Origin of the sequence: Clostridium felsineum DSM 794, assembly GCF_002006355.2 — a bacterium.
Lineage (GTDB): Bacteria > Bacillota > Clostridia > Clostridiales > Clostridiaceae > Clostridium_S > Clostridium_S felsineum.
In genome coordinates this window covers 943011-955950 of record NZ_CP096980.1, presented here as the reverse complement: position 1 = coordinate 955950, position 12940 = coordinate 943011, and the positions used below count along the sequence as shown (strand labels likewise).

Sequence of the window (12940 nt, the reverse complement as noted above, 5' to 3'; positions counted from 1 at the left end):
AAAATTCCAATTGAAATTTTACATAAATTGATTATTGTGTTATCATAAAGAAAGTTATATTTACACTGAGGGGGAAAGCAATTGAATAAGAGAGTTTTTTTATCTGTTATTACAATGCTGGCTATAATCATTACTTTCAATGGTAACATGGGTAATGTACTAGCTGCACAACCATCTAATAACGACGATGCGCTTAAGCAAACGCAGGCAGACAAAAAGAACATACAAAACAAAATTCAAGATTTAAATGGTAAGGTTGAAGATGTATTAAAAAAGATTGATAATAACAAGAAAGATATGAACAAAATATATGATGAAATGCAATCTAACCAAAAAAAATTGAATGATACCAAAAACGCATTAACTTCACAGCAAAATTTACTTAATCAAAGAGTAAGAGCAATGTACATGAATGGAACAGATTCCTATGTAAACATACTTTTCTCTTCAAAAAGCTTTAATGATTTTGCATCAAAGGCTAATGCAATCGCGAAAGTAATTGAATTCGATAAAAATGTTATTAGCAATGTAAAAAGTCAAAAAGACGTTATAAGCAAAGAAAGTCAATCGTTAAATGATGAAAATCAAAAACTTTTATCTTTAAAGAAAAGTAATGAAGATTTACTTTTAAGCTTAAATCAAAACGTTGGACAACAAAAAGACTTACTTGCTAAAACTACTCAGAAGGAACAAACTCTGCTAGCTGAAAAAGCAGCGGAAGAAGAGCGACAAAGAGAAGCAGCAGCGGCTGCCGCAGCTGCCGCAGCAAAAGCAAAAGCTTCTCCTGTTACTCCTAATACTAACAAAAGTAATACTCAGCTTCTTTCAAGTCCGAGTCAACCACCTGCTGTAAGTGGATCTGTAATAACCTTAGTTGCTACAGGCTACTCTGATGATGGTTTTACAGCATCTGGAACACATACTGTTAGAAATCCTGGTGGATACAGTACCGTCGCGGTAGATCCTACAGTTATTAGACCAGGCTCTCGACTTTACGTAGATGGCTATGGATACGCCGTTGCAGATGATACTGGTGGAGACATTATAGGAAACAGAATCGACTTATTCTTTTCAAGTAATCAAGATGCGCTGAACTGGGGAAGAAGAAGTGTAACCGTTCACATTCTTAATTAACAAAGTTTTTTACAATCAATTCTAAGAAATCACGTCAAAAAAGCGTGAGATTAATCTTTCTTAATTAATCTCACGCTTTTTTATATTCTAATACTAATCTACATTTATTCCTATCATTTTCATCAAATACTTAGCATTTGTAGTATCTGATGGTCCAGTTTTAAGCTTGTAATCAAATAGTATTTTATCTTCCAAATAAGTTTCCGAAAAATGATAATTTTTTATTCTTCTCTTTTCATCTGACTCTAATTCACATAGTTCAAAATCATGAGTAGATATTAAACCAAAAATCCAATCTTCATTTAATATCTTTAACACCTTTTTAGCACCTGCTATTCTATCATTAGAATTGGTTCCATGGAATATTTCATCAATAAGAAATATCATAGGTGTTTTTTTATTAACATTTTCTATCATTTTCTTTATTCTCATAAGTTCAACATAAAATGTTGACATACCATTATTAAGGTCATCTGTTATTCTCATAGATGTGTATATATCAACAATTGAACACTTTAAATTAGAAGCACAAACTGGCGCGCCTGCATAAGCTAAAACCAAATTTATTCCAACTGTTCTTAAGAAGGTTGTTTTACCTGCCATATTGGCCCCTGTTATTACAAATATTTTATTATCCATATCAACATCATTATTTACTCTCTTATCTTCGCTTATAAGAGGATGTCCAACCTGCTGTCCTGAAAACGTAAGTCCCTTTTCAGCAATAGCTGGAAAAACCATATGCTCATTCAATTTAAAAATAACAGAAAGACTTGAAACACTCTCAAATTCACCTATAACATGAACCCATTTTGAAACTGCACTGCCGTATCTATCCTTCCATCTTTCAAACTCAAATACACACTGATAATCCCAAAGCATTATAATTCCAAAAATAACATATCCAAAAATATTACTTTTTAATTCTAACTTTTCAGTTATACTAATTAAACTTTTAAATATTTTATATGCTGGTTTATTTTCAAAATACAGAGCTGATTTTAATTCTTTAAGATAATCACTTTTAAATTCTTCATTTTCAACAATATCAAGTATTCTAAAATAAGCTTTTAAATCTTTTCTTATTTTATATATTGTTTTTAACACAGGAGCTACTTTTAAATACCCCAAAACATTTATAAGCATATGAAGCACAAATAGCGCACCTATAACCCAATAATAAGCTCTAAGCTTCATGTATATTATTATAATTGTCATAACTATTGATATAACCGGAAGAACTCTTATAAATGCCTCAATAATAAAACTTCCAAATAGATGATGTGTATTTTCAAGATCATCAAATAACTCTTCAGGATTTTCACCTAATTCATTTGACACTCCTTGAGCTTCTATCCTTTGACAAAAATCAACTTTCCCTTTAAGTTCTTCTACAGCCTTTTGTCGCTTTTTTATTATTTCAATGTCCTTATTTGGACTTTTTAATGCTTCTGCCAAACTTTTTCTTCCTAAAAAGGTTACTGCTGTATTAATTAGTTGGAACAAAGACTTTTTACCAAATATATCTAAGTCACCAAGATATGGATACTCCTCATCTTGAAATTCTTCTCCTATATCCTCAAATGAAGTCCACGTACCATCTATCCTTTTTAAATATTTTTCATTAACGTTTACTAAATTGTCAGCAACTGCAAGTCTATCTGCTATTTTTTCATGTATTTTTAATATATATACAAATAAAGCATATGATAAAATTGTTCCTATTAATATAAATACTGATGGATTCTTTACTAAAAAATACGTAAACGAAAGTGCTACAACAAATACTAAAAGTCTAAGCAAACTCATCATATTATAATTTTGCTTTAATTTTACCTGCTCTCCTTTAAAATTCTCTATTCTATGTAAAAATTCTTCATTTTTATTCATACTAAGTTTCCCTTCATTATTTTTATATCTTCATAATTATATCATACATGTATATTATTTGAAACAAAAATCATCCCTTAAAAAGCAATGTAATAAAAATTTTTGACACTTATTCTTCATTTATTGCAAATTTTCTTATAACTTTTGCTACTCCATCATTATCATTAGTATCAGTTATGTAATCTGCTATTTTTTTTACTTTTTCCACTCCATTCCCCATTGCCACTCCAACTCCCCCATATTCTATCATAGATAAATCATTTTCACTATCACCTATTGCTATTATTTCTTCTCTCTTAACACCATACTGCTGTGATAAAATCTTAATTGCATTCCCCTTAGATGCACTCTTTGCTGTAATTTCAATATTATACCTTGATGAGCACACAAGCTCTATATCATCTATCTTTTTTAATTCTTCTTTAAGCACTGCTATTTTGTTTGCACTTATGTCCACTATCTCACACTTTATAATTTTATCATCTTTTCCAAATGATTCTAAATACCTATTATAATTATTTATATACTTTATCTTAGAATCACCTTTCATTACAGATTTAAAGAAAACAAAACACATCACAAGGTAAGCAATTTTACTTCCGCAAATAGCACTATCTTTAGTATGAAATGCCAATCTCCCTTGCAATTTATTACATATTTCTGTAATCCTCAAAAGAATATCCACACTAATAGCTTTTTCATATATGATTTTATCATTTTTTCCTCTTATAATTGCACCATTAGAAGCAATGACTGGTGATTTTACCCCTATAAGCTCAGAATAAAAAGCTGCATTAGAATATATTCTGCCAGTTGTGATAACTATATCTATTCCCTTTAAATGTGCCTCCCTTATAGCTTCTTTAGTTTCATAACTTATGCGTCTTTTACTGTTTAATAAAGTTCCATCCATATCTATACATATCAATTTATATTTCATCTTTTATCTCCCGCGCTTAAAATTTGCTTCATACTCATAATTCTATAATAGCCTGATATATAACACAAGAGTTATTTCCTAACCTTTACAATATGTTAAACTTAATTGTAAATATATAAAATATAAGCTGGCTAAAAGAAATCTTGGAAAAATAAAATCTTCTTTTAGCCAGCTTAGTTTAAGTGATTATGCTTTTTATACCCATGTTTTCAAGCTTACCACAAAGGGCATCCATAGTAAGCTTGGGATTCCTATAAAATTCACTTCCTTTTAATCTATAGAATTTCCAACCTACCCTTTCAAGTGCCATCTGTCTCTCTCTCTGTCTTTCCCAATTTTCTAAATCATTATGATTTCCACTATCACATGCAATAGCAATCCTATTTGATGCATCCTCTATTATAAAATCCACTTTATATTTTCTAAGATCTTCAAAAGGTTTTACATTATAACCTCTTTCTTTTATGTTATTGAAAACATCCTTTTCAAAATCATCTGCAAGTACCATTTTATCCTTATCAATTTTATTTTTATTCAATGAAGGATCCAGACAATATCTTAAAAATTTTGTTCTAACACAATTGTCACTTAGCTTGTCCTCATCTACTGATGAAAATACCCACATTTGATTTCTCGCCCTACTTGCCGCAACATTAAACCTTCTTAAATCAGCCTCACGAGTTAATGCTGAAATTTTACTGCCGTTTGAAACAACTAAAGATAAAAACATTATATCTCTTTCATCCCCCTGAAATGAAAAAGCATCTCCACAAAGTATTTTTCTTTTAAGCATTTCCTTTTCACCTAATCTACGTCTAAGCATACTTTCAATTAATTCAGCTTGTTGTTCTCCAAGTAGAGATATAACTCCCATATTCATATTATCGTATTTAGAACTTGAACAGCATGCTATTATAGATGAAACTATTGCTTTAGCTTCATTTTCATTAGTTTGTCTCATATTATCTTTAAGTCCATCTTTAACCCTTACTACCTTTACCGGGTCACTAAAAGCTTCATTTGCCTTGGGATACCTAAGTGGTATTATTTCATTAGAATAACTTACATTATTACTAAATCCTATTATTTCAGGTACACATCTAAAGTGTTCTCTTAAGAGAAGCCTATCAGGAAATACTCTAAGTGCAGTATTGTAGAGACTTGTTTGTAGATCAAACCATTGAGAGTGCGGTATACCCTTTAAATGCCTTTTTATTAATTCATCAACACTTTCCTCTTCAATTCCAACTGCTTGAGGACTTATTTGCTTATCATCACCTACTATAACGGCTCTTTTACCTCTAAAAAGAGCACTTATACCAAATATATCACTTTGATTGCTCTCATCAAATATTACCACATCAAATAAATTAGAATTGAGCCCAATGTTCTCTATAACCTTATTTAAAGGCATTATCCACACGGGAATACAATCCTTACACTTTTCCATCTCCATTTGAGCCATTTTTCTATACTTTAACACAAACTTCCCAGTCCCTCTCCCTATTCTTTTTACAGCTTGAAGCCATGCATACAGGCTTCTTTTTTGAAGATCAGTTGTACTTTTAATTTCATTGAGCCAAGCTTTCTTAGATACGATTCTCCTTATAAGAACTCTCTCCTTAATCTTCTCATTTTCAATTATTTCTTCAAGATTTTCTGTTTTCAGCTTATGTGATTTTTCTAATATATCATTCATCTGCTTCCATCTCCAAGCAGCATTTAAATTCTTATATTTGCTTCTTTTTTCTGAATTCAAAAGCTTGCTTACAAATATAGGTGCTATTTTCTCTATTCCATTTTTAAGTGAATTTATTTCTTTCACTGTTCCTACCATACTCTTAAGTCTTTGTATTTCTGAATAGGCTTTTTTTATCTTTTTTATATCCCTGCTCTCAATAGCTTCTGCCATGCATTCCATTCCATAATTATTTCTTGACAGTTTAACTAACCCATTTAAAAATGTTTTCGCCTTTTCATATTCAGAAATATTTTTAATACTAATAATGCCTTTTTTTATTTTTGTGTAGGTTTCTTTTTTATGCCAATCCATCTTATTTAGGAAGGTTATATTTTCCATATTAAGCAATATTTTATTTTTGTAATTAGCATTCCAATTAACTATATCACCAATGTCCTTTATCTGACTCTCAAGTCTTATAAAAGTAGCTGCATCAAATTTTTTTATCTCCTCACCTTTAAACTTTTTAACATTTTTATTCCAAAGCTCCATTAATTTATTTTGAATATCTATTTTTTCTAGAAATAACTTTAATATCTCTATTTTATCGCCAAACTGAAGATTCTCCCCATCCACTGCACACTCATTAAAAATGTAATTTAAATTCCTATGTCTAAATTTGAATAGCTTATTTATTTTGCCTTTATTTTTAGCTTGTACATATATGCTCTTAAAATCCTTCGCCAATTTATCTATATCCATTTTTTCTGGCATCGTTATTTTATGTGACACAATTATGGTTTGTATATCTGAAAGACGACGTATATATTCACTGCTTCTAACAAACAGATTTTTTATTTCTGGTCTTTCTACATCACTAAAATAGTAACATATCATTACATTCTTAAGCCAACCCTTTTCTATTTCCTCCATTTTATTTTCAGCCTTATCAATTAACTGTATAAGCTTATCATGATCTATATTGACCTCAGCCTTATAATTTATGACCCATCCTTTTAAATTACTTTTATCTTTACTATGATCTTTAACCGTGTAATTCTGGAAATTTGTTATTATTTTTTCATAATCCGGGATTTCATCCAGAATCTTTAGTGATAAAGTAACTTTCTTTAAATCTTCGATATTCATACTATTTAATAGGTATATAAAATGTCCAAACTGTTGATTAGTAAATGGGCACTGTAAATCTATCGGAATTTCATCTTCTATCCAATTCAATTCTTTTTCATTTTTATTTACCCATTTTGCTATTTCCATAAGGGTCATTGCCTTTCCCCCTATGCTGAGTTTTTTATTTTCTATACATTCTAGTTCTTTTATTTTATTATAAGTTTTCTCTTGATACTTTCTACAAAACATGAGTTCATTCTCTAAAGGCTTTATTTCCTTGCTTATGTCATTGGGATTTAAGGATAAGTTTTCTGTTATTTTTCTTACAGAATCATCAAGGTCCTTTAGCGCTTTAGTATCATCACCTAAAAGACTAATACATAGAGGCTTGATTTCTTCAGGTATCTTATCTGAAAGCACTCTTAATGCTCTTCCTGTTTGACTTGTTACTAAAACTCTCTTTCCGTTAGCCAAAAGATGACAAACAAGATTTACTATAGTATGACTTTTACCAGTGCCAGGAGGTCCTTGAACAACAACGCCAAAATTGTCCGAAAGCTTCTTTACAATTTCCTTCTGTTCTTCGTTGTAATGAAGTGGAAATAGCAAATTATCATTTATTTTCTGCCAGTTTTGTGCTTCCTCGCTATCCTCTTCTATTTTTCTAGTTTCAACAAGAGCTTTTATTGGGGCTGGAATTGGATAATTCTCATCTATGCTATCTATAATATTACATAATTCCTTATTCCAAAGCCTATTATCAGTTTTTCTTACAACAACAACAGCTTCATTATAAAACACAGGATATTTAGAAGCTTTTATACTGCTAATTGAAGTTACATTTTTCTGTATTTCACCTTTAGGATTTATTTCAGCACTCAAATAATGTGCTATTTTATATAAGATATCCCTAACATTTTTCATTTCGCGTACATCTAGACAGCTTTTTTCGAATTCTTCCTTAACTTTAATTATTTCATCCATATTAGGAATTGTCATTCCCGAAAACATATCCAATTCAAGACTTGTTTTATTGTCATAAGGTTTTAATAAAAATCTACCAGCTTCCGCATCAAAGCTCAATTCCATCTTTGTTGTAAATATAGGGTGAAATATCTTTTTATTATCTCCGTTCCATGAAAGCATATAATTACCGCATACAATCTCAATATTTTCATTGTTTTTTTGTATCCTCAAATAAAGTTGAAAAAAGGAATCATATAATTCTTTGTTATCCTTTTTAACCTCCAACCATATTTCTTGAGAATTATCCAGATTGACAACTATATTTTTATTATTTTTAAGCTGATTTTTCCAATATAATTTATCATACTTCCCAACATCCCTTATTACGTCTTCATTCATATTTTTTATACTCAATAAGTAAGAAAATAATTCCTTTACTTTGATTTTAGTATCCATCCAAACTCCCCCATATTAATAAAGTTTTATTCTTAAATAATATTGGAAACCAAGGTAAACTTAACTCTATTGTAAAATGACAATGTTCAAGATATTACGCTAAGTTAATTATTTAACCTCAAATCCTTTATATGGTTAATTTTTCCATCTCTTATAACATTATACCATATATTTACAATTATTCAAATTTATTTTAACCGGGGAGTAAAAAACTCCCCACACTATTATCCTTTGTGTGGGGAGTCACCATAAAACTATTTTATTTACATGAATCTCTCTCTATTATACTGTAATCGAGTAAATAATGAAGACATTCTGGTTCTGCTTTATTTATTATTTTTATAAGCATTCTCATTCCAACAGAACCCATATCATAAGTAGGTTGTTCTACTGTTGTAAGCTTTGGATAAAAAATAGATGATGTATAAATGTTATCAAATCCCATAACATCTACCTCTGTTGGAACAGCTATTCCATTCTCTCTAAGTGCATTTATAACACCCATTGCTACTTCATCACATGCACAGAAAACGGCATCTATCTTTTCTTTTTTGATTATAACATTAATTCCATCTGATCCATCTACAGCCTTTAAACCTCCAAATTGAATCAAATCTTCATTAATTTCAATATTATTGTCTACAAGCGCCTTCTCATATCCTTCGTATCTTCTAGCACTAGCATTATTCTTCATTTTAGGATTTACACCTACATAAGCAATTTTCTTATTACCTTTTTTTATCAAGTAATTTACAGCGTCATATGCAGCTTTTTTATTATCAATTGTTACACTTGGAAAAGCATCTTCACTTTCCCCTTCTCTTGTTTCAACAAGTACAGTAGGAATTTTAAGATCCCTTAAAAGTTGAAGTATTTCAGGTGCTAAAGAATTACTCATATAAATAACTCCATCCACCATTTTCTCCTTAAGTACTCTAATGTAATCTTTTTCTTTTGAAATGTCCAAATCCGTATTACACAAAATTACATTATAATTATATATGTTAGCTACGTCTTCCGCTCCTCTTACTATCTCAGGATAAAATTGACTTGATATATCCGGTATAACGATTCCAATAGTCCTTGTTCTTTGAGTTTTAAGACTTCTTGCCACAATATTAGGTCTATAATCTAACTTTTTAATTGCTTCCATTACCTTTTTCTTGGTTTCTTCATTTACAACGTCTACATTATTCAAAACTCTAGAAACCGTTGCAATAGATACTCTCGCTTCTCTAGCGACATCTTTAATAGAGGCAGCCATAAAAAATCACTCCTATAATTCTATATTTAATCTATTATTATTATATTTTACCTGCACTAATAGTTATAATCTTTTTATACCATATTTCCTTGTAAAACGCAAATTTCTATTGTTATATAACATATCCTTAGATTTTCAATTAATATCATTAGAATAATAAGTGATAAGTGTCTGAACTTATTTTTTTATGTTCAATATCACTTATCACCCTTATTACTAAATATATTATATTACTTTCTTAATAAATATATCTTAAGTTCTTCACCATTTATGTTATAAACAGTAGCTTTTTCATTCTCACTATATACTATATCGGTTGCTAAGGTTTCTTTTTTAATAGTATCTTCGAATTTTTTAACTACAGCTTCAAGTTTTTCGTTATTTGATACGTAGATTTCTATCTTATCTGCTACTTCAAAACCACTTTCTTTTCTTATGTTTTGAATCTTACTTAATATTTCTCTTAAGTATCCTTCTTCTCTTAGTTCTTCTGTTATTGTTGTTTCAAGAACTATTCCTATTTCTCCAACACCTGCAAACGCAAAGCCTTCAAGTCCCTGCATTGTAACAAGTAAGTTTGTGCTATTTAATTCTATCTCAGTACCATCCACATCTACTTTAACAGCTTCTCCACTTCTTACTCTCTTAGCAAGCTCCATTTGATCCATTGAAGAAATTTCTTTTCTTATCTTAGGAATAAGCTTTCCATAAGATTTTCCAAGTACAGGTAAGTTAGGTTTTATTTCAAAGTTAACATATTTTGAAAGATCTGCTCCAAACTCAACCTTCTTAACATTAAGCTCATCTTTTATTATATCTCCATAATAATTTGGAAGAGCTTTTGTACTTACACGCATTTCATAAAGTGGCTGTCTGTTCTTAATGTTAGCTCCATTTCTAGCACTTCTTCCAAGCTTAACTATTGATATAGCAAGTTTCATTTCTGCTTCAAGTGAGCTATCTATAACGCTTTCATCATATTCAGGCCATTTACAAAGATGTACGCTTTCCTCCGCATTTTCATTTATACTTGTAACTAAACTTTGATATATTTCCTCTGTCATAAATGGTATAAATGGTGCTGCAACCTTAGATAAAGTAACAAGAACTTTGTAAAGCGTAACATATGCTCCTATCTTATCATCTGTAAGGTTTTGAGACCAATATCTTGATCTATTTCTTCTTACATACCAATTTGAAAGATCATCTACAAAATCTTGTATTTCAAGTGCTGCCCCTGTTATTCCATAAGAATCAAGGGAATTCTCTACATCCTTTATAAGCGTATTTAATCTAGATATAATCCACTTATCCATAACATTTTCAGAAACAAAATTCTTATAATCGTTTGGATTGAATTTATCTATTTCAGCATATAGTACATAGAAGGAATATACATTCCACAAAGTACTTAGGAACTTTCTTTGTGTTTCTGCTACATCTTCCTGAGAAAATCTAGTTGGAAGCCATGGTGCACTTGCTGTATAGAAGTGCCATCTACAAGCATCTGCTCCTTGATTATCTAAAACATCAAATGGATCTACAACATTTCCTTTATGCTTTGACATTTTAAGACCATGTTTATCAAGTACGTGACCTAATACTATACAATTCTCAAAAGAACTCTTATCAAATATTGATGTAGAAATTGCAAGTAATGTATAGAACCATCCTCTTGTTTGGTCTACTGCTTCTGATATAAATTGTGCTGGGAAAGTTTTCTCAAACACTTCTTTATTTTCAAAAGGATAATGAAGTTGTGCAAAAGGCATTGAACCTGAATCAAACCAGCAATCTATAACCTCTTCTGTTCTTTCCATAGGCTTTCCACAATGAGGACAAGTAAGTTTCACTTCATCTATATAAGGCTTATGAAGCTCTATATTATCTGGAACATTAATTCCTTTCTCCTTAAGCTCTTCTATACTTCCAATACACTCTCTATGACCACATTCACATTGCCATATTGGAAGAGGTGTACCCCAGTATCTATCTCTACTAATACCCCAATCTATAACATTTTCAACGAACTTACCAAACCTTCCTGTTCTTATGTTATCAGGATACCAATTAATCTTATTGTTGTTTTCAACAAGTTTATCTCTTAATGAGGTCATTTTTACAAACCAGCTATCTCTTGGATAGTATAAAAGTGGTGTGTCACATCTCCAGCAGTGAGGATATGAGTGAGTAAACTTTTCTGATTTATATAAAGTTTCGTTTTCCTTCATGTATTCTAATATTTTAGGATCTGCTTTCTTTACAAACAATCCCTTCCATGGTTCTACTGAATCTACAAATTTACCTTCACCATTAACTAGGTTAATAAGTGGCAAATCGTATTTTTTGCCTAGCATATTATCGTCTTCACCATAAGCAGGTGCTATATGAACTATTCCTGTACCATCTGATAAAGTTACGAAATCTCCGTGTACAACATAAAATGCCTTTTTTTCTGGAGTTTCAAATTTAAATAATTGCTCGTATTCAACTCCTAAAAGTTTTTCACCTTTGAATTCAGAAACAACTTCATATTCTCCTTCAAGTACACTTAATAATGCTTTTGCAAGTATTAAATGGTCTCCGTTATTTATAACTTCTACATAATCATAAGACTTATTTATAGCAAGAGCTACGTTACTTGGAAGTGTCCATGGTGTAGTTGTCCATGCTAATATATATTTATTTTCTTCACCCTTAATCTTGAATTTAACAAAAGCTGTTGCTTCTTTTACATCTTTATATCCTTGAGCAACTTCGTGTGAAGAAAGAGCAGTTCCACATCTAGGACAATATGGTACTATTTTATGACCTTTATACAAAAGATCTTTATCCCACATTTGTTTTAATGCCCACCATACTGATTCAATATAGTCATTGTGATAAGTTACATAAGGATTTTCCATATCAACCCAGTAGCCTAGCTTTTCAGACATATCCTTCCATAGGTTAACATATGAAAAAACACTATCCTTACACTCTTTAACAAACTTTTCAATTCCATATTCCTCTATTTGAGGTTTTCCTGAAATTCCAAGCTTTTTTTCTATTTCAAGCTCTACAGGAAGTCCGTGAGTATCCCATCCAGCTTTTCTTAAAACCTTGCAGCCTTTCATTACTTTATATCTTGGAATTAAATCCTTCATTACTCTTGTAAGAATATGCCCTACATGTGGTCTTCCATTTGCAGTTGGAGGTCCATCATAAAAGGTAAAATATTCACCATCCTGATTTGAATCAAAACTCTTTTTTACTATCTCTTTCTCATTCCATAAATTCAGTACATCTCTTTCAATGTCAACAAACGATTTGCTAGAATCAACTTTCTTATACATATGAAACTCCTTTCCAAAGCGCTAGTTATTGGGATAGACTCCCTATATTTATTTTTTATGTACATATAATAAAAAACCCCGCCCTCAAATAGGACGAAGTTACATTCGCTTATATACCACCTATGGTCTAGTTTTCAAGCACT

The 12940-nt window shown here is 30.6% G+C and carries 6 protein-coding genes and 1 other annotated feature (1 of these 7 running past the window's edge); of the genes, 1 reads left to right on the top strand and 5 read right to left on the bottom strand.

Features of this window, described 5'->3' with window-relative positions; all coding sequences use genetic code 11:
• Positions 1-81 precede the first annotated feature (81 nt).
• Positions 82-1134: a 3D domain-containing protein gene (locus CLFE_RS04555; protein ID WP_077892428.1), complete on the top strand. Its 1053-nt coding sequence runs from the start codon at positions 82-84 to the stop codon at positions 1132-1134.
• A gap of 93 nt (positions 1135-1227) precedes the next feature.
• On the opposite strand, the gene CLFE_RS04550 is transcribed toward CLFE_RS04555, so the two are convergent.
• From CLFE_RS04550 to ileS, 5 genes are all read right to left on the bottom strand, one after another.
• Positions 1228-3024, bottom strand: a complete 1797-nt coding sequence (locus CLFE_RS04550; RefSeq protein WP_077892427.1) for a MutS family DNA mismatch repair protein — start codon at positions 3022-3024, stop codon at positions 1228-1230.
• Positions 3025-3133: 109 nt separating this feature from the next.
• On the bottom strand, positions 3134-3964 hold the full coding sequence (locus CLFE_RS04545; RefSeq protein ID WP_077892426.1) for a Cof-type HAD-IIB family hydrolase: 831 nt from the start codon (positions 3962-3964) through the stop codon (positions 3134-3136).
• 178 nt (positions 3965-4142) lie between these two features.
• A complete protein-coding gene (locus CLFE_RS04540; RefSeq protein ID WP_077892425.1) occupies positions 4143-8198 on the bottom strand; it encodes an AAA domain-containing protein in 4056 nt (1351 codons plus the stop codon).
• Between the two features lie 259 nt (positions 8199-8457).
• Positions 8458-9462, bottom strand: a complete 1005-nt coding sequence (locus CLFE_RS04535) for a LacI family DNA-binding transcriptional regulator (RefSeq protein ID WP_077832202.1) — start codon at positions 9460-9462, stop codon at positions 8458-8460.
• A 230-nt stretch (positions 9463-9692) separates the two neighbouring features.
• Entirely contained in the window at positions 9693-12797 is a 3105-nt protein-coding gene (gene ileS, locus CLFE_RS04530) for an isoleucine--tRNA ligase (protein WP_077892424.1), read from the bottom strand.
• Between the two features lie 86 nt (positions 12798-12883).
• Positions 12884-12940: a binding site (T-box leader), on the bottom strand (it continues 163 nt past the right edge of the window).